The sequence below is a fragment of the Acidaminobacter sp. genome (assembly GCF_030247605.1).
GTDB lineage: Bacteria > Bacillota > Clostridia > Peptostreptococcales > Acidaminobacteraceae > Acidaminobacter.
In genome coordinates this window covers 1-21,074 of sequence record NZ_JAOTSB010000030.1, presented here as the reverse complement: position 1 = coordinate 21,074, position 21,074 = coordinate 1, and the positions used below count along the sequence as shown (strand labels likewise).

Genomic DNA, 21,074 nt, shown 5'->3' with positions numbered 1-21,074 from the left:
AGAGGGAGATGAATTGGTTGAAAAAAGAAAAAGCGACATTGTCACCAGAACAACGCGCAGAATTACTCAGCCTATTGAAGATCCGTTTTGAGAAAAATAGAAACCGGCATCAGGGGATTGAATGGGACCGAGTACAGGAAAAGCTGGAAAATAACGCAGAGAAACTGTGGTCCCTTTATGAAATGGAAAGAACCGGCGGCGAGCCGGATGTTGTTTCCGGTGACCAACAATCAGATGAATTCTATTTTTATGATTGTTCAGCGGAAAGCCCAAGCGGACGCAGAAATGTCTGCTATGACCGTGAAGCCCTGGAGTCAAGGAAAGCAAACAAACCTGAGAACAGTGCAGTGGGCATGGCGGAAGACATGGGCATTGAGATTTTAACGGAAGAACAATACCGAAAGCTGCAGGCAGTCGGAAGCTTTGATACCAAAACGTCGAGTTGGGTGAAGACGCCTGACAAGATCAGAAAGCTCGGTGGGGCCATCTTTTGTGATCGCCGCTACGATACGGTTTTTATGTACCATAATGGTGCGGAGTCGTACTATGCTTCCAGAGGGTTTCGTGGGGCGTTGAGGGTTTGACCAATCAAACGACAGGAGGCACGCCAATGTCTGAAATAAAAACCAAGCAGCACGATCAAGATGTCTTTGAGTTTATCAATACCTTCGCAAATACGGAGCAAAAGCGTCAGGACAGTCTTGAGCTTGTGAAACTGATGCAGGCGTTTACGGGGCACCCGCCAAAGATGTGGGGGCCAACTATGATTGGGTTCGGCATGTATCACTATAAGTCGGATCGGAGCAAGCAAGAAGGGGATTGGCCTTTAGTTGGATTTTCACCGAGAAAAGCGGCAATTTCCCTGTATGTGTATACGGGCAGCCCTGAACATGAGTATTTGCTGAAGGATCTGGGCAAGTATAAGGTCGGAAAGGCCTGCATCTATATCAAAAAGCTGTCGGACATTGATCAAGAGGCGCTGAAGAGGCTGATGCGGGTCAGTATTGATTTTTTGGAAGAGAAGTATGGGCGGGCGAGTGAGAAATAAAGGACACTATGAAACTTTAACGACCATCGGCAGCGCTTCTGTCCTTTTAGTGATTAAGGATGAGGACGTCCTTTTAGTGATTAAGGATGATGACGTGCCGATGGTCGTTTTGTCCCCCAATGGGTCCTGTTATGATAACGAGGTTAAAGCAGTCGTCTTTTAACGCCCTGTGAAAAACTGTACCTGGCATGCAGAACGAAGTTGAAGAAGTTGTTTTTGATTAAAAAACAAGTATTATCAATCTTTTCAAATCATTTGAACGTCGGCGTTCATAAAAATGTACCAGGTACGGATAAAGAATGTCAAAATTCAGAAAAAAATATATGAAAAATAATATTTATTTCTGAAATAAGAAAAAAGTTGAAAATTTCAAGTGCGAATGCTATTCTAAAGATGAAAAGAGGTGTTTGTATGCTTGAAAGAACCGAGTACTTGAAAAGGCTTATAGCTTTTCGCGATCAGAAAATCATCAAGGTAGTCACAGGCGTTAGACGCTGTGGAAAATCTACTTTACTTGCCCTATACAGAGACTATCTGATAAGCACCGGGGTCGAAAAAGCGCAGATCATCTCGATTAATTTAGAAGATATGGAATACGAGGCGTTGCTGGATTATAAGGTACTGTACAATTTTGTTAAAGACAAGCTATGTGAAAATAAATCAACCTATGTGTTCATTGATGAAGTGCAGAATTGCAAATCATTCGAAAAAGTTGTAAACAGCCTTTTTATCAAGGACAATGTAGATGTCTATATTACGGGTTCCAATGCTTATATGCTGTCAGGCGAGTTGGCAACCCTGTTGTCGGGAAGATACATTACAATAGATATGCTGCCTTTATCTTTTAAAGAGTATTGTCAGGCTGTGCCGGCCTCGAACAGTTCAGAACGTGAGAAATTTAATGATTATCTGAGGTTCGGGTCCTTTCCGTACGCGGCATTGTTGGAGCAAAATACTGCAAAGATTATGCCATACCTGGAGGGGATCTATAACACGATTCTGATTAAGGATGTGGCTATGCGGGATGGGATCACGGATGTTTCTGTTTTGGAAAGTATTGTGAAGACCTTGGCGAGCGGGATTGGAAGTCCTATTTCTATCAATAAAATTGCGGACACGATTCAGTCCAGTGGAAGAAAAATATCCGTCAACACCGTGGATGCCTATGTTCGCGCTTTAACGGACGGTTATATTTTTTATAAAGTCGATCGGTATGACATTAAAGGACGACAACATTTAAAAACACTTGGCAAGTATTACATTGTAGACTCTGGAATTCGCCAGATGTTGTTGTCTCAAGGCTCTGCGGATTTGGGTCATTTAATCGAGAATACAGTGTATTTGGAGCTTCGGCGAAGAGGTTTCAAGGTCAATGTTGGTAAGCTTGAACTGAAGGAAGTGGATTTTGTGGCATCGGGGCCTGAAGGTTTGGAATATTATCAGGTTGCTGCTTCTGTTTTGGATGAAAAAACCTTACAGCGTGAGTTGGAGCCGTTAGAGAAAATTGGAGACCATTTTCCTAAAGTTTTGCTAACCTTGGACGATATTGGCAGCGGCGTGAACTATAATGGGATACGTCACGTGAACCTTTTGAAATGGCTGTTGGACAGTCCCTTGGCTTAGGCTTTGGAACGGTGAAATTGACATGACCATCGGCAGCGTCTCTGTCCTTTTAGGGACGAGGGCGTGCCGATGGTCATTTTTATCGAGAAGGAGATCGAAAACGTTGTGCAACGAAAAGCTTTTGGTTGCAATTTGCGTCTGATTTTGCAGCGAATAATGGGCCGGCAGTCAAAAGTTTGCTTCGCCTCGGTGAGGTGCTATAAGGCGATCAGCCTCCCCACCTCCGTGAGTCTCTGGTGGGCGCGCCTCAGAAAATCCTTTGGAGCGCCGGCGCGTTCCTCTTCTGTGGGGCCCACTTCCATGGTCAAGCAGCCGCTGTAGCCTTTTGGAAAGGCGCTGGTCAGCGCGTTCCAGTCAATCGTGCCGTGGCCCGGCAGCCAGTGACGGTCCTCGGCGCCATCATTATCTGAGAGGTGAGTGGCCGCCAGCCGGCTCCCAAAATCCTTCAGGAGCTTGAAGTCGCCCTGGTCCGTCAGCTTGTGGTGAGAGCTGTCAAAGCAAAAGCCCAGCGCTGGGGACGGAAGGTTCTCAAAGATGAAACGGACGCGGTCGTTGTGCCGGGTGTTCTCAACGGCAATCGTCACCCCGAGATCCTCAGCGGTTCGCGTAAGTGCATCGAGACTCTTCAGCCCCTGGCGCCGGGATGCCTGGGAATCCGGTCGGTCGCTCAGGTGCATGACCATTGTGGGGATCCGGTGAAGCGCGCAGTCGTTGAGCCAGGCCAGATGGCTGTTGACGACCGCCACCCGCGCCGCTTCGTCCTCAGACCAAAGGGCGTCCGAGTCGTTGAAGGGAACGTGGATGTTCTCCAGGAACAGCCCTGCTTCCCGAACCAGACGCGGCATATCCTCTCTCTTTACGCGGTAAGGCAGATCCTCGCTTTCCCACCAGAGCGACGTGGCCTCAAAGCCCGCCTCTCTGATCAGGCTGATCCGTTCTTCAAACGGCATCACAAAGCCATACCATGAAAAAATGCCTGCTTTATGGTTCATAGTTGCACTGCTCCTTTGCGAGAGGTATGGTCATCTAAATGGTTGATGTTTTTTGCAGCATCTTGGCTCATACGTACCCAAACGGAGGCGGCGCTTATCAAACGAGAAGAGATTAAGGGATCGAGACCTGCCGATGGTATTTATAAGTTCAATTTGTTGTCGGTTGGGTAACAATGTTCTATAGGCATTTTGATCGATTTCGAAATGAGGTATCAGCAAATGAAGCAATGGTATGAAGCGCTGTTTGAAAATTATGGCAATCAATATGACCTGGAGCCCTTTGCTCAGGGTACCAGTGGGGAGTGCGACTTCATAGAGGCGGAGCTGGGATATGATAAAAGCCTGAAAATCCTGGACATTGGCTGCGGAACGGGACGTCATGCCATTGAGCTGACCAGGAGGGGTTATTCGGTCACGGGCGTGGATCTTTCGGAGTCGCAGCTTAAGAAAGCCAAGGAAAATGCGGCAAAAGAAGGCCTTGAAGTACGCTTCCTCAAGGAGGACGCGCGTGCGCTTCCTTTCGAGGGGGAGTTTGACATGGTCCTGATGCTGTGCGAGGGCGGTTTCCCGCTCATGGAGACGGACGAAATGAACTTTGAAATTCTCAGAAATGCCGCCAAGGCGCTGTCGAGACCTGGCAAGCTGATTTTCACCACGTTGAATGGGCTGTTTCCTCTGTACCATTCCATTGACAGCTTTCATGAAGAGGGGCAGAATCAAGGCGAACCGGGCGAGGGCGCGCGCTATAAAAGCGAGCGCTTTGACCTTATGACGTTCAGGGATCACAACGTTACGACTTTTACGGATGATGACGGGATTGAGCATCAGCTGGCATGTAATGAGCGTTATTATGTGCCGCCGGAAATTACATGGCTCCTCAAGAGCCTTGATTTTACGAGTGTTGAAATTTTTGGCGCAAAGTTGGGCGCGTTTTCAAGAGCGGACAAGCTTACGGCTGAAGACTTTGAAATGCTGGTGATTGCTGAGTTAGAAGGAGAAGACCGCAGGTAACTGATTGAATCGACAATTGTAAGGTTTCTTGATGTGACCATCGGCATATGCTTAAAGGTTTTAAAGGATTTTTTTGTTGCCGATGGTCTTGAACAGTTCAATCTGCCTGTATTGCCGAGTCGGATCGCCGCAATACAGCCCCTCTGCCATACTTGTTAGCTAAAGGCCAAGAGCGGTGAAAATCTCTTCGAGGTTTGGCTTGGAGAGATGATAACGATTCAAAAAGTTCTGAAGCGTACAATTGCCATTTCGGTGACAACTGCCGCAGTCGTGGACGTCGTCCCCGAACATAATTTCAATGACGTTTCTGCGCATTTCGAGGATGTCCTCAGTCTCGGTCCGGATAACCATACCTTCTGATGCAAGTGTTGAGCAGGCTGGTGACAGACGGTCGGTCCCTTCAATTTGAACGACACAGAGACCGCAGTTTCCGTGAGTCTTTTGACCCGGCTGCCAGCACAAGAAGGGGATTGTGATCCCCGCTTGACTTGCGGCAGCCAAAATGGTGTCACCCTTGGAGGTGGTCACTGGTTGATCGTTAACAGACAAATGGATTTGATCCATAAAAGTCACCCTTTAGAGTATATTTTATAGGCAAAATGTAAATTAATTTAGAAGCCCCCCTGTTTGCGGGTGGAATCCGAGGAGGAATCCACATTATGGCAGGGGGGCTTTCTTGTCGGTTTTAAATGCATCAGAATTCGTTCAAGCGTCGGTTGTCATACTTGAAGCGCCTCTGACTATACCGGTTCTCTTAAGAAAGTGGAACACCAGACAGGGGCAAATGAGCAAGGCCAGAAGGCCGTAATCACCCGGCCAGCTCAAGGCGCCGGGACTGGTAGGCCAAATCATGGCGGCGAGTATGAAAAGTGCTGCAATTATGCCGCCGGTGCTGATCAGGCGCCTGACAGCTGTAGTTTTGAAGGGGCTGAGGGAGAGTATGTTCAGCTGAAGCTGCAGTTTTCTGGCAGAAAGTACGGTTGAGCCCCACAAAACCACGTAGAAAAAGGCAGCGACCTTAACGAGTGAACCAAAGGCGGCGTTGCCGATCAGCGGCGTTATACCAACTAAAACAGCGACTGTGATAATGGCAGCATGGGGTGTTTTGTAAGTGGGATGTATTCTTGAGAAAACCCTTGGAAGAAGCCCGGCATTACCGAGTGCGTATAGAGAGCGAACAGCGCCATAAAACACGCCGTTAAAAACACCCAAAACATTAAAAATTGCCGCGCTTAGAATGATCACTCTAAATACTGTATGACCAGTCAGCCTGACAAGACTGTCGACAAGGGGGAGCTTGGACTGGGTCATTTCCGGCCAAGGAACAAGACTAGCCTGAAGGAAGAAGAGTCCAGCGTATAGAAAAGTCGAAATCAATATGGACCACATTAGAGCTTGTCCTATTTTTTGAATACTGAGGCTAGCGCGTGCTTCCTCAACGCCTTTTGCGATATTTTCCCAACCGGCGATTGAGAACGGAAGCAAAACAAGGAAGGCAACAGCACCTTCGAATAACGGCTTTTCTGCTGTCATCCGGAGGTTGCCGGGGTCGGCGTAAAACAGACCCGCAATTATGGCGGATATGACCAGAAGCAATACGGTACCTACGAGGATGGATTGAAGCCGAGCAAAGAGCCGGGTACCTCGGTACTGTAGAAAAGCAATTGCTGCAACCAGAAAAAACCCAATCAGGAGTCCTGCGACTGTGACCGGCTCACTTCCGATATGATAAACTACAGGCCACTCACTCAGAGCAGGAAACAGGGTTTCGGCCATGCGTGTGATCGCCAGGGTCTGCCAGGCGCTGACGATCCCATTGACTAAAAAACCTGACCAACCCGCTATGAGGCCAGCGGTATTTCCGAAAGCGCGTCTGGCATATTGCATCTCTCCGCCGCCCTCTGGAAATGCCGGCATAATGCTGATGTAAGAAAGGGCTAAAGTCATAATCATGATGAGTCCGGCTGCAAAAGCCAGTGCCGCATTGACCGGACCGCCGGCGGCGGTCATCCAATAGCCTGCCATCAGGAGCCAGGAGGATCCGAAAACGCAGCCAATCCCCATGCCGAGAAAGCCTATGAAGCTGATAGAGCGCTCCAGTTTTGGAGTTTCAACCGTCTGTTTCACAATGGATCACACTCCGCATCATTGTTGGTTGATCGTTTTCAATGCTTTCTTAATAATTTTAGTCAGCTGCCTGCGCGTTAAGCCGTTTGAACAAATCCACACAGAAGGTTTTGAAGCGCTGGCTGCTTGGCGTTAATTCCCGCTCGCCGTGGAAGCCAATATAAACCGTTCGTTTGCAGACCGGATCCTTAATGCGGCGCAGGAGAACATCGTGCGCCAAGGCGGTAAAAGCTGTTCGCTCCGGGACCATTGCCAGGAGTGAACTGCTGACTAAGCCATCAAAGAAAGTAAAGGAATCTTCGGTATAAAAGCCAATATTTGGCTCAAAGCCAGCTTTATGACAGAAAAAGAGCAAGTTCTCATACAGGTTTTCCTGCCTTGGCAGACACTGATAAAAGTAGGGTTTTGTGTCGATCAAATCAATTTCTTTTTTTTCAGCCAAAGGGTGTTTGCTGCCAAAGGCCAGCAATAATTCCTCCTGAAGGATTTCAATGCTTGTCAATTCAGGATAGATGGTCGGAGATGCATAAATATGAAAATCACATTCGAGTACGTCTTCCGGGGATGGCGTATAGCAGCTTTTTATCAATAGTCGTGAATTTGGGTACGCGTGTTCGAATTCCTCGCGTACATAAGCGCTAATAAAATTGGCGGCAGAAAAGAGAACGCGAACCTCGTTTTCGTTTTTTTTCTCCAGAAGTCGAACTTGCCTTGTGGCATCGTTCAGAAGCAGCAGGACATGGCTGATCTGATGGTAATAGAGACGGCCGGCCTCGTTGAGACGAATGCTGCGGCCGATACGTTCGAACAGCTTGACCCCCAGCTCTTCCTCGAGACTGCTGATTGCTTTGGACAAGGCGGATTGAGAGATCCAAAGTTCGTCTGCCGCGCGGCTCATATTATTGCATCTGGCAACGGTACAGAAGTAATGAAGCTGAATGAGTTGCATCAGAAGATCCACCTTTCAAAGAGCAACCCTCAAACGTCATTGCGGATTGCGGATTTCTTTTGTGCAACATTATACATAAAAATGGTGGTTTGTGCTATGAGATTTTCAATTCAAACGAGCTGGCACAATGCATTTGCCATGCCGATTGTATTTCGCTCTGAATGTCGTGCCCATCGCGGCCTATGATCACTAGCTTCCCGCGATTCAGGCGAAATTTATTCTTGATGACAGCCGGCGCGATTTGGACCTCCTTGCCAACCGCGTCGATATGAAGCCAGCCATCGGCAGCGCGAATGAAACCTTTGATTCTTAGAGCGGTCTCACCCATTGAATGGCAGAAATCGAATAACTGGTCCAGGCTGGGGGTACTATCTGTTTCCAGTGCGTAGGTCGCAGGTCTTGTAAAAGGCGTATTGCTGCTTTCTCGAGCCTCGCCGTCTGGATGCTTTGCAGAAGACTCGGGAAGTGGGAGTGGAATTTGAGCAAACACCGTATCGTAGATTTGGGCGCTGTCATTCAGCGTTCTGATTTTTTCGTGTATGCGTGATATGACCGATTGGTCCACGAGATCGCATTTGTTGACAATGACGAAATCAGCTTCGGCTACCTGCCCTTGAACAGGCATCAGCACTTCGGCGTATTGCAGAAAGGTCGTGCAGTCCACAAGGCAAATGAGACCGCGGTAATCATAAGGCCTTGAGAGGTAAGGCGCAAGATTGGAGAGGATAGTATGCATACCTGCGGGATCCGCCATGCCTGAATTTTCGATCAGTAGGATGTCGACCGGCTGCTCGGCAAAGGCTTTTAAGGTGCGAACGAATCCATCTTTAAGGCAGGCGCAGAAGATAGAGCCGTTGTTGATTTCTACCATTCGAACGCCTTCACGCTCTATTAATGCACCGTCGACACCGATACTGCCAAACTCGTTGACTAGGATCCCGAGACGTTTGGTCTTCATATCCTCCATCAGAAGGCGTAAAAAAGTTGTCTTTCCGGCACCTAAAAAGCCTCCGATCAAGTATAGCTGAATTGGATCCTTCATATAATCACCTCATCATAATCCATAGACTGAACGACATTTGGCATAACGGTTGCAATGCTTTTTCTGACGTGATTAGCTGAAAGCTTTTGCCCGGTAGTGCTTGGCGCCTCAACCTTTCTTATCTCTTCTTCGTAGAACATGCAGCGCTCTTTCAGGCATTCGAGATTTCGATCTGAGAATCTGCAGATATGCTGTGCCGGCAGGTCGAGTTTTATATCAAGCACTTCTTTAACTTGTGAAGCGACACTGTTTAAGGCAATAAAAACCGTCCTTTTGCAGCAACGTGGGCCTCCAATACGAGCCATTTCAAGGAGTGCGGTACCGGTAGCCTGATTTCCGAAAGCCCATGAGTCCCTTGAGATTGGACTGCTGTCCGTGAGGATGCACCAGAAGATGCCGGTGCCAACAGCCGCGCCACAGGCGCCGTAGTAGCCGCAAAAACCGCCGAGGACGTTTTTTGAACGTTCTTCTGCAAGCTTCAAATCGCGTTCGAGCACCTCGATGCTTTGGCGTTGCGCCCGGCGGCAAGCTGACAGCAACACTGCGGGCACGATGTAGTGATGCACCGGGTGATGTGTGGGGAAGCCGTCGAGTGCCATGATGGCAGAGGTTACATCCAGAATAGAGCCGCTGAACGCGCCTCGAAAATAAGCGGTGCAGATAGCGTTTATTTTGTCGTAAAAGTTACCGGTTTTATGCAGGTCATCTGCCATATTAGTCTTCCTCCATTTCTCCAAACGGCATGGACAGAATATAGTGATCCATAAATACGTCGTTGCCGGAAAGCTCAATGTAATTGCAGCATTGTGCAATCTTCTTAGAGTGCTTAAGATTGTCGTTTCCAAGAAGGATCTTTGAGGCACCCATAATGGCGCCATTTCCTAGGACAACAGTTCTGTCCTTTGTTCCAAGGGGAATCAAACCAATATTTTCGGCGGCAGATAAGTTAACAAAGGAGCCGAAGCCGCCGCACAGATAAAGGACATCGATTTCGTCGAGACTTATGCCGCAGGCTTCTGTCAATGTCAGGATACCGGCGTGGATCGCTGCTTTGGCCAACTGGATATTTCTGATGTCCCCCTGAGTCAAGGTTACGCTGCTCTCCGGAAAAACGAATTCGGTTTCTTCGTCGTCGCGGATTGCAAACTCTAGTTTATGCCCCTCGGGTTCAATTCTGCCGCTGGGGGAGATCGCGCCAAGCATATAGAGTAGAGAAATTGTATCTACAACCCCTGAGCCGCAAATGCCGGCAGGAGGTTTGCTGTCAATTGTTTCGAAGACGATTTTGTCATCCCAATCATCAAAGTGCACGTGGGCAATGGCGCCTTCTGAGGCAGTCATGCCGCAGGAAATGCCAGCGCCTTCAAAAGCAGGACCTGCAGCGGTGGAGCAGCAGTGGAGCTCGCCATTGTGGACGAGAGCCATTTCGCCGTTTGTGCCAATATCGACAATGAGAGCGGTATCATTTTTTTCCATCATATCGGATGCCAGGATACAGCAGACAAGATCGGCACCGACATAGGCGCTCACGCAGCTTGGCATATAGACATCAATTCCTTTGAGGATGCTGCAGTCGGAGTGGTCGAAGAAGCTCTTGGGGATAAATGGAGCAAAGCCAATCCCGCGCGGATCCAGGCCTGAAAAGAAATGCAGCATCGTTGTGTTGCCTGTCACGACGGCGTTAGTGATCGAGGTTCTCAATATTTGGGCATCTAATGCCAGTTGATCAATCATATCTTCGATTTGTTGGACGATTGCCCGCGTGATCCCTTCGTTGCCGTTTTGAATGCCATAATTGATGCGGGAAATGACATCTGCTCCGAAGTGCTTCTGTTGATTCAAAGCGCTGACAGTGCCAAGCACGTTGGCATTTGTGTCAAAAAGTGTACAGACCACGGTAGTCGTTCCAATGTCAACGGCTATACCGTAATGGTAAGGCGGCATCAGAGGTCGGTCTGCCATAAGCGGAGTGGTACCTTGGGTGAGGATTTTGTGTGAGCGTTTTTCTGGGAGGTAGATTGTAAATTCGCCGAACGCCCGGACAAAGCAAGCCATGCGTACGCCCTGATCTGACTCGGTGGCGCTGAGCATGGCAGCTTCAGAAGGCTTAACTTCGCTAAGTGAGCCCTCTATCAGTACTTTGCATTTGCCGCAGGTGTGATTCCCGGCACATGGCAGGCTTATGCCGACGTTGAGGCGTTGAATGATGTCGGAAACCAATTCTCCTTCATAGTCAGGAATGAGTTGAATTTTCTTCAATTTGCTTTTCATATCATAAATTCACCATCTCATCATGCAAATCTCCGTCGAATGGCGCTTTTCTACTCTCGCAGACTGCACGCGGACAGATCTCACAGCTGGCAAATTCTTCATCAGTAGCGTAAAAGAGACCTGAAGTGGATTTGAGTGGTTCGATCAGACCACTTGCCATCACATTGACGTCGAGATCCTGATAAAGGCCTTCCATAAGAACGAATATCTTCTTTACCTCTTCCACGCTCCAGTCGATGACGGAACCGGGACATAGACGGATGTGCTTTTCGATGCCAAAAAGGTTTTCAATTTCAAGGGACATTTTATCCATTGCCTGAAGATAGGACAGATAAGCGATTTGATCTAGAAGATACTCGTCAAGAAGATCGTCGTGCCTTTTGGCAAATTCACAAATTTTGCGCCCGCTGGTCGCTATATAGGCAAAGACCTTTTTTTCGTTTTCAAGTTTTTTAGCGACAATTTTGCTTTTAAAGAAGCATCCATTTACCGTAATGCCTTCGGACTGATGTTTATCTATGGAAAACTCTCTGACTGCAAAAGCCGGCTTTAGATAGGGTCGCGCTTCTTCGAGCAGCTCGAGTGCCCGAACAAAGGGTTCTGCCTCGGTGTCTTCGCAGTGAAGACGTTCGAGCAAAGCCCGCTCGTCGTAAACAAATTCCATCTCGTTGCAGAACAACTCCCTCATCCAGGTTCCTCCTTAATTCAAATCCTTTAATCCAAGATGGGGCGATCAAAGATCGCCCCTCGCGTATATGGTATTTACATGTATTTTTTGACTTCGTCAATGAGCTCTTTACGGCTTGGGATGATTGAAGACCACTTCAGTTCACCGTTGATATAGATGGACGGCAGCTTTTGGACGCCCATTTTTTTGGTTCTGGCGATATCTTCGCGCACTGTGTATTTGTATTCCACAACGTCGACATCGTCGCCAAATTCATCCTTCGCCAGCATAGCTGCAGCCAGCATGTAAGTACAAGCTGCGCAGGTTGCCGCGTCGAGTGTGAAGACCTCAATCATAGGCTTTTTGAGTGCGGTGTAATCAGGGAGAACCACGTCGAGGGTGTCGTCAGCGGCCTCGTATCCGGAAATCATGTCGCGTGCCATATCGGTGTGCTTGACGGCCTGAATCGCTGCAATTGTATTTTCCGGCGGAATATTATATGGCATATCGCAGCCCGGGCTGATGATGAGATTGTCTTTTGTAATTCGATCGAGCAAGTCGACGACATATTTCATGTTGTCGTTCTGATTGCCGAAAAGCATTGTTGTTGTCAGAGGAATATTTCCGCCAATTGCTATATTGTATTGATCTGTGACTTTCTTAGCTTCAATGAGATCTACGTTTTCATCCACTGAGATGTTGTCGGGATGGGTTTCGCACATGACCTGCATTTGCATAGTGGCGTTGCCGCAGACGAAAAAGCTCGAAACGGCATTTCTTTTTCTAATATGGTCGAAAATTTTGATAAACGCGGGCGCGAGAAGTTCTTCGAAGCTTGACGGAGAAACCTGGCTGACCAGTGGGTCGACAATGGCGATAACATCCATGCCGGCGTCTAAGTAATAATCGGCCATCTTAATATTGACGTCTGCGCAGTAATCCATGAGTGCCTCGACATATTCTGGTTCTTCAATCATATCCATAAAGAATTCGCTGCCGCGAAGATGTGATGCCAGTGTCAGCGGCCCGCAAGTTAAGCCGTATAGCGCGGTATCGTCACCGACTGCAGTTTTCATTCGCCTCATGACATCCAAAACCATAGGGATACGGCCGTCGGTTTCCTGAGGGAGTGGAAGGGTCTTTGGATCGACCATTTCATCCTCGAAAGGGTGGGTTCTAACAGAGGGAGGGTTGTCTTCAGCCCACATTAATTCACAACCCAGGATTTCTGCTTCAATCTGAAGGTCGAACACAATTGGCATCCCATCAGGTGTGTAAAGCTTGTGTACTTCTAAAAGTGAATCGTAGAGTTTGTCCGGATCGACCAGGACGTCCTTTGCGGTATAGCCTTTGAGATATCCGGCGTGCACACCTGCAAATGGAACCCAAGGGATTTCATTGGTTTGTTCATGACGTAATACTTTCAGTAAAAGTTCTTTGCCCACTTCTAGATCTCCCCTTCTCTTCAGTTGAATAACTGAAATATGCAAGAAATAGCGATACAACATTCATATAATGAAAAAATACATTTATAAAACAAATAGTATTCTTGAGGTATCTGTTTGTCAAGGGTTCTATTTATGCTAAAAATGTTAATAAATGCTAATTTAATTTTATGAAAATGCGCTATAGCAAGGCTTGTGCGGCATTTATGTTAATTGAACAAGCGTGCTTATGCATGAAGGCTATAACCTTATGACCTGACGCGAATGAATATGAACTGTTTTGTTTGAAACCGCGAATAGACGTCATAAGCAGTATATTGAATATTCAGAAAACGATAAGCTATAATGAGTTCATAAATTGGACCAATCAGAGGAGGTAAGTCAATGGCTACATATGAACAATTAGCACAGGAAGTCGTAAAAGGGAAAAGAAAACTAGTAATAGCCTCAACTAACGAACTTCTGCAAGCGGGGGAAGCTCCGCTTGACATCATCAACAAGGCGCTTGTCGTAGGTATGTCCGAAGTTGGTGTATTGTTCCAGCAAAACAAAATGTTCATTCCTGAAGTTCTAATGAGCGCAAAGGCAATGGAGGAAGGGATCAATATCGTTAAGCCGCTTCTTCAAGCAGGGGACATGAAGTCAAATGGAACCGTTATTATGGCGACCGTTCAAGGAGATTTGCATGACATTGGCAAGAACCTCGTGGGCATCATGCTCGAAAGCAATGGATTTACTGTCATCAATGCTGGTAAAGACGTTTCTCCTGAACAGCTTGTCAATATGGTTAAAGAACTCAAACCGGATGTACTTGGCATGTCGGCTATGCTTACAACAACTATGCTTCATATGAAGGACACCATTGAGCTCCTGAAGGAAGAAGGCATTAGAGACCAAGTCAAGGTCATCATTGGCGGCGCGCCGGTTTCTACAGATTTCTCAACTGAAATCACTGCAGACGGATTCGCGCCGGATGCACTGTCGGCTGTCGGCCTTTGCAAACGTCTTCTGTAATATTCGCTGCCAATGACCGTGAATTAGAAAGGGGCTTAAGAGATGTATACAAGTAGAAGTCATTTTAAACGCGCAAATTTTGATGTTAATCAAACCATTTGTTGGAAAATGCTTTCCGAAGACCAGTGTGAAGAGATTTTTGTCACAGCAGTTGAACTCCTGGAGCGTTCCGGCGCTCAAGTCGAGAGTGAAGAAGCGCGAGCGCTTTTTGCGGCAAAAGGCTGCTGGGTAGAGGGCGACACTGTCCGTATTCCAAGCGCAAAGCTTGAATGGGCTGTCCGCACCGCGCCTTCTCGTATTACCCTCTGCGACCGAAATGGCAAACGAGCTGTTTTAATGGAAACGGAAAACAACCATTTCGCGCCGTATTTCGGAAGTGAGAAAATCCTTGACCGTTCAAGCGGTGAACAGCGTGACATTACCGTGAATGACGTCGTTGAGACAGCGCGACTTTCCGAAAAACTTTCACGCGTCAGTCTTGTCAGTGCGCCTGGAAAGCCTTCGGGCGTCAATAAAAACAGTGCAGGGCTGCATGCCTTCGAAGCGCTGTTGTCCAACAGCACTAAACCAATCCTCCAACCGGTGGGAAATGCAAAGGAAGCTGAATTTGTCGCGGAAATGGCAGCTGCTGCAGTGGGCAGCTCGGACAAACTTCGCCAAAATCCATATGTCGTGTTTGCTATCCAATGCGATGAGCCGCGTTTCCACGATCAAGACGCTCTGGGTGCTGTGATGTTCGCAGCAAAAAGCGGCATACCTTTTGTCTACCTAAACAAACTGGTCTCCGGCGTTACGGCGCCATTAAACACTGCTGGAACGCTGGTTCTGGCTCTTGCAAACAGCCTGGTCGCTCTGACGCTTTCTCAGTTCGTTTCCGCAGGCGCACCTTTTATCTCCGGCGGACAATTTACTGTCTTTGATCAAAAGAACGCGGTTGCACCATTCGGCGCGCCTGAAGCAGGCTTGATTGGCGCTGGTTTCTCCAACTTGATGAGACATCTTCGCATCCCTAGCGCTGGCGTCTACGGCCTTTCTGATTCTAACTTTTCAGACGCGCAAGCGGGTGCAGAATTTACATACGGCATTCTCACATCAGCGCTTGCCGGCACAAACGTCATCGCAGGCGGCGGCGCCCTTGAATCCGGCAGAGTTGCAAGCGCCGCAGTCTTGGCTATGGGTGACGAGGTACTTGGCAATGTGCACCGCATTATGAGAACCTTTGATATGGATGAAGAGCATTTGGCGCGCGGTGTCATAGATGAGGTCGGCCCTGGCGGCAACTACCTAAGCGAAAGTCATACGAGCTTCTACTTCAAGTCTGAGCAGTACTGGCCAACATTGATCAACAGAAAGCGCATCGATGACTGGGTTGATTCCGGCGCTAAAACGATGGGCACTCGTGCACTCGAGTACGTCGAAGAATTGTTGTCCGCGCCAGCCGTATCAAAGCTTGACAGCGCTGTGGCTGCGCAGCTCAAATCGATCCTGGCTAAAGCAGATCAGACATTATAAGGATGGAGGGAAGACCGTGAAAAATCGAGTTAACTATAGAGCCAATAAAACACCTTCAATGAAGGTGTTGACAGATTCACAATGTCAAGAGATCCTGCTCGCTGCTGAAGAAGTCCTCTTCCGCACCGGCATGGAGTACCACGATCCGCAGGCACTTGAAATTTTGAAAAAACACGGCTGCTTTGTTGATGGCATTCGAGTCCGGATTCCTCCGTTCCTCGTCGAGCGTGCGCTTCGCTCTTGTCAGAAGCACGTCGTGCTCTGCAACAGCCGTACGGGCAAACCGGAAATGTTCCTTGAAGGCAATAACGCCTATTTTGGATCAGGATCCGGAACCCCGTTCTTCCGCGATCCTTATACCGGAGAACGCAAACGTTCTACAAACCAAAGCATAGGCTGGGCGACAAAAGTTCTCGACGCCATGCCGAATATTGACTTCTGTATGTCCCTGGGTCTGGTACAGGACGTTCCGCTCCTCGTCGCGGACCGCTGGGAATTCGAACAGCAGCTGCTAAACACTTCTAAACCGATTGTCAACGTCGTTACGGACCAATGGGCTCAGGCAGACTGTATCGCTATGGCGGAAGCCGTCGCCGGCGGAGCCGAAGAGCTGCGCAGACACCCATTCATCACCTTGTATTTGGAGCCGATCTCCCCGGGGATCATCGCGGCTGAATCCTGTCAAAAGGTTATTACAGGCGCTGAAAAAGGCATCCCTACAATTTTCACACCATGCATTATGGCAGGTACAACTGCACCGGCAACTATAGCCGGCGTCCTCGTCCAAGGTATTGCAGAGAGTCTCAGCGGCCTCGTACTAAGCCAGTGTGCAGGCGAAGGCGCAGCGTACATCATGGGCGGCGTCTACACGATCATGGATATGAGTTCGACGATCTTCTCCTACGGCGCGCCTGAAATGGATCTGATGCTCGCATGCCTGACTGACATGGGTCATTACCTGAACCTCCCTGTCTTTGGAACGAATGGCTGTACGGATTCCATCATTGTTGACGAGCAGGCTGGCATTGAGGCGGCACTGTCAATTACAATGACAAACCTTTCCGGTCCGAACCTCAACCACGACATTGGTTACTGCGAATATGGCACAACTGCCAACCTGGATCTCGTTGTCATGGACAATGAAATCGTTGGTATGGCACGCCGACTGACTGCAGGTATTCCGGTCAACGAAAATACGTTATCCCTTGATGAAATTGAAAGCGTGCCGCCAAAAGGCCGTTTCAGAAATATTTGGGATACAGATTGGGATGATGATGAAGACTTCATTCCTAAGACAAATAATAGGAATTTTGAATCTGATTTAATAAGCCGTGCTGCTCATGACATGTGGAAATCCAATGGGCGCAAGTCATTGACAGAACGCTGCAACGAAACGGTTCGAGATATCATTGAGAATTATGAGCCTGAGCAGCTTCCAAAAGATGTTAAGGCAAAAATCAGAGATATTGTCGAACATGCCGTCGCCAAAATCCCTGGCGTCAACTAAGCTCAGACAAGATCGGGCGACCCTAGGGTCGCCCGATCTCTATTTTATCCGAACGAGGAGATGAGATCATGTCCTTTGTACTCGGCATCGACACCGGAGGCACTTATACGGACGGTGTGGTCATAGACAGGGCTCAGCACAGGATTATATCTAAGGCTAAGTCGCTGACAACGCGGGAAAACCTGTCTCTCGGCATTACAGATGTCATACATCGCTTAAATTTTGACGAATCACATAAAATCGATTTTATCGCACTTTCCACCACGCTTGCGACGAATGCCATTGTTGAAGGACGCGGCTGTGAAGTGGGGCTGATCACCATCGGCTACACAGAGCATCTGAACGTTCCGGCCAAAGAGATTCGTTCGCTTCCGGGCGGACACGACATACGCGGCAATGAAAAAGAGCCATTTGATGAAGTGCTGGCACGCGAGGTCCTTGAGAGCCTCCGGGGCAAAGTTGACGCTTTGGCGATCTCTTCCTATCTGAGCGTGCGAAATCCCGAGCACGAGATCATCCTTCAACGCATGGCAAAGGAGATTCTGGGCTTGCACGTCGTCTGCGCCCATCATCTGACGCGTTCACTCGGCGTTCATGAACGCAGCGTCACGGCCATTCTCAACGCGCGGCTGATCCCGATCATCGAGGAGCTGCTTGTGTCAGTGAAAAAATCACTCGCGGAAAAAGCCGTCTTTGCACCGATTATGATCGTCAAAGGGGACGGGTCTTTAATGGGTGAGACTCAGGCTATGGATCGGCCCATTGAAACAGTGCTTTCTGGACCTGCCGCCAGTATCATAGGCGCTAATTTCCTGGCAGGAGAGAAGAACGGCATGGTTTTGGACATGGGGGGAACCACCTCGGACCTGGCAGTCTTAAAAAATGGCATGCCAAAGATCAACAAGGAAGGCGCTCGCGTCGGCGGCTGGCTGACTCGTGTGGAAGCGGCTGAAATAGATACCTATGGCTTAGGCGGGGACAGTTATATCCAAAAGGACAGTCAGGGCAATTTCAAACTTGGCCCACGGCGGGTTTGGCCAATTTGTGTGATGACCCACCGGTATCCCCATCTGTTGGAGGAACTGTCCAAAATCAAGCTGCCGCGTACGACGCCTTTGGTCGTTGCGCAGATCACGGACTGCTATATCCTTCTGGACTTTCACCACAATGGTCATTTGAGTGAACGGGAAAAACAAATCATAGGTCTGTTGAAAGATGGACCTCATAGTATCTTCTATATCGCGCGAGCCCTTGACCTTGAGGTAAATATGGTGGATCCTAGCAGGCTTGTTGAGAAAGGCATTATCGGCCAAATTTCTTTAACACCTACAGATATCATGCATGCGAAAGGGCTTTACAACGATTGGAATACCGCCGGAGCGAAAGCAGGCGTTGCCCTCCTCGCTGAACGATTCAATATGGCGCCTGTTCAATTTTGCGACTTTATTATTGAAAAAGTCACAGAACGTTTGGCGTTTGCGTGCTGGCAGAGCCTGCTCAATCATGAGGGCTGTGATTTTAACCTTGAAACCAATGCTCTTTTTGCATATCTCAGCAAAAAGCAGCTCGAGACACAGACTGACTCTTTGCTCAACTTTCACATTTCGCCGAAACTGCCGATTATTGGCATTGGTGCACCGGTTCGCGCTTATCTCCCAATGCTCTCTGAAAAGCTCGGCGTGCGGCTGGTCATTCCAGAGCACACGGAGGTTGCAAATGCTGTTGGTGCGGCAGTAGGAAAGGTCATGGAAATAGTCAGGATCCACATTCAGCCTGGTGAGAGCTATTCGGGTTATGTGCTTTCGTCGGAATGGGAATGTAAAAATTTTGAAACCCTTGTCGAAGCTGTTGACTATGGAAAACGTTTTGCCATTGAAAAAGCTGAGCGGTTGGCCCGGGAAAATGGTGTGACAAACCTTGAGGTCATTCTTGAGCATCGCGACATTTACGCAGATACAAATGGGATCGCAAATGATTTTTATATAGAGTCTCACATTGAGGCAATGGGCACTGAAAAGTCAGAGTGGCTATAAGCTGATCGGATGTTTGAAGCAGCAGTTCTTGTCGTTAAAAATTCTGTAAAAACAAAAAAATTAGCCGATGGTCGTGCAGTGATCAACTCGCGACCATCGGCTAATTTTTTTTGCTTTCAACGTTCACAAAATTGCCATCAGGACAAGATGTCATGAGGGGCCAAGGTATGGTAAAATAAATCCAATAATACAATCCAGTAAAGAGAGACAATGAGGAGGGCATTTATGGAACAGGACAAAATATTGATCATTGATATGGGCAGCACCAGGAACACCTACATAGCCAGAGAAATCAGAGAGATGGGCGTTTTTACGGAAATCCACCACCACGACATGACCGAGGACGAGCTCTCGAAAATCACCAACATTAAAGGGATCATCTTAAATGGCGGAGAGAACCGCGTTGTGGACGGGGTTGCCATTCAGGCATCCGAAGCCCTCATGAAGGCGGGCGTACCGGTTTTGTCTGTAGACCATAACGGCAGCGCGCCATGGCCGGAAGAGGTGGAGGCGCGTCTGGAAAAGCTGCAGGCGTTTATCTTTGGGGCTTGCAAGGCCCAGGCCAACTGGAATATGGAAAACTTCATTGCCGAGCAAGTCTCTCAAATTAAAGCACAGGTTGGCGATGGTAAAGTTCTCCTCGCTCTTTCCGGCGGTGTGGATTCATCTGTCGTGGCGGCTTTGCTGATTAAAGCCATAGGCAAGCAGCTGACCTGCGTCCACGTGAATCACGGCCTCCTTCGAAAGGGCGAGCCGGAGGAAGTAGTTCATGTGTTCAGGGAAGAGATGGGCGCGAATCTGGTTTATGTGGATGCAGTGGATCGCTTCCTCGACAAGCTGGCCGGCGTGTCTGATCCGGAGAAGAAGCGCATGATTATCGGTGCCGAATTTATCCGCGTTTTCGAGGATGAGGCCGGAAAGCTTGAGGATGTGAAGTTTCTGGCTCAGGGCACCATCTATCCGGATATTATAGAGTCCGGCACAAAAACTGTCAAAGCGGTCAAGAGCCACCACAATGTGGGCGGTCTCCCTGAGGATCTGGAGTTTGATTTAGTAGAGCCGCTGAAATGCTATTTAAGGATGAAGTGAGGGCGTGTGGCTTGGCTCTGGGACTGCCGCGCAGCATGGTGTTCCGTCAGCCGTTTCCGGGTCCGGGCCTGGGCGTCCGCTGTATTGGCGCGATTACGCGTGACCGTCTAGAGGCTGTGCGCGAATCGGATGCGATTCTTCGCGAGGAGTTTGCTAAGGCGGGCCTTGAGGGAAAAGTCTGGCAGTACTTTACCGTGGTGCCGGATGTGAAGTCCGTAGGCGTGCGAGATCATAAGCGCAGTTTTGAGTGGCCGGTGGTGCTCAGGGCTGTCAATACGGTGGATGCTATGACCGCCACAGTTGAGCGCGTCCCGTATGAGGTTCTGGAAATTATAACGCACCGGATCACCCATGAGGTGAAGGGCGTTAACAGAGTGTTATATGACCTGACGCCAAAACCGGCAGGGACTATAGAGTGGGAGTGACCCGCAGGGCGCGCATGCGCGCCCTGCTTTTTTATGCCCTGCGGGCATAAAAAACACCAGGCCGGAAGGCCTGGTGGGGGTCACTCACGAAGGATGCCGCGCAGCAGCATCCGAGGGATTGTAGCTATAATGAGGGTGCAAGTAGAAGCGCATGCGCGCCCTGCTTTTTTCTGTCCTGCGGACAGAAAAATCCACCAGGCCGGAAGGCCTGGTGGGGGTCACTCACGAAGGATGCCGCGCAGCAGCATCCGAGGGATTGTAGCTATAATGAGGGTGCAAGTAGAAGCGCATGCGCGCCCTGCTTTTTTCTGTCCTGCGG

General features: G+C 48.8%; 18 protein-coding genes and 1 pseudogene. 10 read left to right on the top strand and 9 right to left on the bottom strand.

What is annotated here, in order from left to right:
* Nucleotides 1–17 precede the first annotated feature (17 nt).
* From OEL90_RS12190 to OEL90_RS12175, 4 genes are all read left to right on the top strand, one after another.
* Nucleotides 18–584, top strand: a complete 567-nt coding sequence (locus tag OEL90_RS12190; protein ID WP_300688908.1) for a DUF4256 domain-containing protein — start codon at nucleotides 18–20, stop codon at nucleotides 582–584.
* A 26-nt stretch (nucleotides 585–610) separates the two neighbouring features.
* Nucleotides 611–1,048: a DUF1801 domain-containing protein gene (locus OEL90_RS12185; protein ID WP_300688906.1), complete on the top strand. Its 438-nt coding sequence runs from the start codon at nucleotides 611–613 to the stop codon at nucleotides 1,046–1,048.
* The gene (locus OEL90_RS12180) at nucleotides 1,038–1,211 is read left to right on the top strand and encodes a hypothetical protein (RefSeq protein ID WP_300688903.1); all 174 of its coding nucleotides are present in this window, start codon (nucleotides 1,038–1,040) and stop codon (nucleotides 1,209–1,211) included. Before OEL90_RS12185 ends, OEL90_RS12180 begins: the two co-directional genes overlap by 11 nt.
* Nucleotides 1,212–1,459: 248 nt before the next feature.
* Nucleotides 1,460–2,671 carry an ATP-binding protein gene (locus OEL90_RS12175; RefSeq protein ID WP_300688900.1) on the top strand — a complete coding sequence of 404 codons (1,212 nt, stop codon included), beginning with the start codon at nucleotides 1,460–1,462 and terminating at the stop codon, nucleotides 2,669–2,671.
* 197 nt (nucleotides 2,672–2,868) lie between these two features.
* Here OEL90_RS12175 and OEL90_RS12170 read toward each other — a convergent pair whose 3' ends face one another.
* Complete coding sequence (locus tag OEL90_RS12170) at nucleotides 2,869–3,663, bottom strand: sugar phosphate isomerase/epimerase family protein (protein ID WP_291401954.1); 795 nt, start codon at nucleotides 3,661–3,663, stop codon at nucleotides 2,869–2,871.
* Between the two features lie 219 nt (nucleotides 3,664–3,882).
* Here OEL90_RS12170 and OEL90_RS12165 point away from each other — a divergent pair, with 219 nt between their 5' ends.
* On the top strand, nucleotides 3,883–4,674 hold the full coding sequence (locus OEL90_RS12165) for a class I SAM-dependent methyltransferase (protein ID WP_300688898.1): 792 nt from the start codon (nucleotides 3,883–3,885) through the stop codon (nucleotides 4,672–4,674).
* Nucleotides 4,675–4,833: 159 nt separating this feature from the next.
* On the opposite strand, the gene OEL90_RS12160 is transcribed toward OEL90_RS12165, so the two are convergent.
* The 8 genes from OEL90_RS12160 to OEL90_RS12125 form a co-directional block, all read right to left on the bottom strand.
* Nucleotides 4,834–5,238, bottom strand: a complete 405-nt coding sequence (locus OEL90_RS12160; RefSeq protein ID WP_291401950.1) for a 2Fe-2S iron-sulfur cluster-binding protein — start codon at nucleotides 5,236–5,238, stop codon at nucleotides 4,834–4,836.
* A gap of 141 nt (nucleotides 5,239–5,379) precedes the next feature.
* Entirely contained in the window at nucleotides 5,380–6,801 is a 1,422-nt protein-coding gene (locus OEL90_RS12155) for an APC family permease (RefSeq protein ID WP_291401948.1), read from the bottom strand.
* Nucleotides 6,802–6,859: 58 nt separating this feature from the next.
* On the bottom strand, nucleotides 6,860–7,750 hold the full coding sequence (locus tag OEL90_RS12150) for a LysR family transcriptional regulator (RefSeq protein ID WP_291401947.1): 891 nt from the start codon (nucleotides 7,748–7,750) through the stop codon (nucleotides 6,860–6,862).
* Between the two features lie 94 nt (nucleotides 7,751–7,844).
* The gene (locus OEL90_RS12145) at nucleotides 7,845–8,792 is read right to left on the bottom strand and encodes a CobW family GTP-binding protein (RefSeq protein ID WP_291401946.1); all 948 of its coding nucleotides are present in this window, start codon (nucleotides 8,790–8,792) and stop codon (nucleotides 7,845–7,847) included.
* The gene (locus OEL90_RS12140; protein ID WP_291401944.1) at nucleotides 8,789–9,505 is read right to left on the bottom strand and encodes a DUF5714 domain-containing protein; all 717 of its coding nucleotides are present in this window, start codon (nucleotides 9,503–9,505) and stop codon (nucleotides 8,789–8,791) included. Before OEL90_RS12140 ends, OEL90_RS12145 begins: the two co-directional genes overlap by 4 nt.
* Before the next feature lies 1 nt (nucleotide 9,506).
* Entirely contained in the window at nucleotides 9,507–11,063 is a 1,557-nt protein-coding gene (locus OEL90_RS12135; RefSeq protein WP_291401943.1) for an ASKHA domain-containing protein, read from the bottom strand.
* 1 nt (nucleotide 11,064) lies between these two features.
* Nucleotides 11,065–11,751: a hypothetical protein gene (locus tag OEL90_RS12130; protein ID WP_291401941.1), complete on the bottom strand. Its 687-nt coding sequence runs from the start codon at nucleotides 11,749–11,751 to the stop codon at nucleotides 11,065–11,067.
* Between the two features lie 74 nt (nucleotides 11,752–11,825).
* Nucleotides 11,826–13,175: a uroporphyrinogen decarboxylase family protein gene (locus tag OEL90_RS12125; RefSeq protein WP_291401939.1), complete on the bottom strand. Its 1,350-nt coding sequence runs from the start codon at nucleotides 13,173–13,175 to the stop codon at nucleotides 11,826–11,828.
* 384 nt (nucleotides 13,176–13,559) lie between these two features.
* Here OEL90_RS12125 and OEL90_RS12120 point away from each other — a divergent pair, with 384 nt between their 5' ends.
* The 5 genes and pseudogenes from OEL90_RS12120 (at nucleotide 13,560) to guaA (ending at nucleotide 20,755) form a co-directional block, all read left to right on the top strand.
* The gene (locus OEL90_RS12120; RefSeq protein ID WP_291401937.1) at nucleotides 13,560–14,189 is read left to right on the top strand and encodes a cobalamin B12-binding domain-containing protein; all 630 of its coding nucleotides are present in this window, start codon (nucleotides 13,560–13,562) and stop codon (nucleotides 14,187–14,189) included.
* 42 nt (nucleotides 14,190–14,231) lie between these two features.
* Nucleotides 14,232–15,701, top strand: coding sequence for a trimethylamine methyltransferase family protein (locus OEL90_RS12115; RefSeq protein ID WP_291401935.1), 1,470 nt, complete (start codon nucleotides 14,232–14,234; stop codon nucleotides 15,699–15,701).
* Nucleotides 15,589–17,208 carry a trimethylamine methyltransferase family protein gene (locus OEL90_RS12110; RefSeq protein WP_291401933.1) on the top strand — a complete coding sequence of 540 codons (1,620 nt, stop codon included), beginning with the start codon at nucleotides 15,589–15,591 and terminating at the stop codon, nucleotides 17,206–17,208. The genes OEL90_RS12115 and OEL90_RS12110 overlap by 113 nt, the downstream gene beginning before the upstream one ends.
* Before the next feature lie 68 nt (nucleotides 17,209–17,276).
* A complete protein-coding gene (locus tag OEL90_RS12105) occupies nucleotides 17,277–19,241 on the top strand; it encodes a hydantoinase/oxoprolinase family protein (RefSeq protein WP_291401931.1) in 1,965 nt (654 codons plus the stop codon).
* A 225-nt stretch (nucleotides 19,242–19,466) separates the two neighbouring features.
* Nucleotides 19,467–20,755 (top strand): annotated as a pseudogene (gene guaA / locus OEL90_RS12100) (glutamine-hydrolyzing GMP synthase).
* Nucleotides 20,756–21,074 lie beyond the last annotated feature (319 nt).

What these genes read in the sequence shown, in the direction of transcription:
- OEL90_RS12185 (WP_300688906.1), top strand. Translation starts at nt 611, where the DNA reads ATGTCTGAAATAAAAACCAAGCAGCACGATCAAGATGTCTTTGAGTTT.
- OEL90_RS12175 (WP_300688900.1), top strand. Translation starts at nt 1,460, where the DNA reads ATGCTTGAAAGAACCGAGTACTTGAAAAGGCTTATAGCTTTTCGCGAT.
- OEL90_RS12170 (WP_291401954.1), bottom strand. Translation starts at nt 3,663, where the DNA reads ATGAACCATAAAGCAGGCATTTTTTCATGGTATGGCTTTGTGATGCCG.
- OEL90_RS12165 (WP_300688898.1), top strand. Translation starts at nt 3,883, where the DNA reads ATGAAGCAATGGTATGAAGCGCTGTTTGAAAATTATGGCAATCAATAT.
- OEL90_RS12160 (WP_291401950.1), bottom strand. Translation starts at nt 5,238, where the DNA reads ATGGATCAAATCCATTTGTCTGTTAACGATCAACCAGTGACCACCTCC.
- OEL90_RS12150 (WP_291401947.1), bottom strand. Translation starts at nt 7,750, where the DNA reads ATGCAACTCATTCAGCTTCATTACTTCTGTACCGTTGCCAGATGCAAT.
- OEL90_RS12145 (WP_291401946.1), bottom strand. Translation starts at nt 8,792, where the DNA reads ATGAAGGATCCAATTCAGCTATACTTGATCGGAGGCTTTTTAGGTGCC.
- OEL90_RS12140 (WP_291401944.1), bottom strand. Translation starts at nt 9,505, where the DNA reads ATGGCAGATGACCTGCATAAAACCGGTAACTTTTACGACAAAATAAAC.
- OEL90_RS12135 (WP_291401943.1), bottom strand. Translation starts at nt 11,063, where the DNA reads ATGAAAAGCAAATTGAAGAAAATTCAACTCATTCCTGACTATGAAGGA.
- OEL90_RS12130 (WP_291401941.1), bottom strand. Translation starts at nt 11,751, where the DNA reads ATGAGGGAGTTGTTCTGCAACGAGATGGAATTTGTTTACGACGAGCGG.
- OEL90_RS12120 (WP_291401937.1), top strand. Translation starts at nt 13,560, where the DNA reads ATGGCTACATATGAACAATTAGCACAGGAAGTCGTAAAAGGGAAAAGA.
- OEL90_RS12115 (WP_291401935.1), top strand. Translation starts at nt 14,232, where the DNA reads ATGTATACAAGTAGAAGTCATTTTAAACGCGCAAATTTTGATGTTAAT.
- OEL90_RS12105 (WP_291401931.1), top strand. Translation starts at nt 17,277, where the DNA reads ATGTCCTTTGTACTCGGCATCGACACCGGAGGCACTTATACGGACGGT.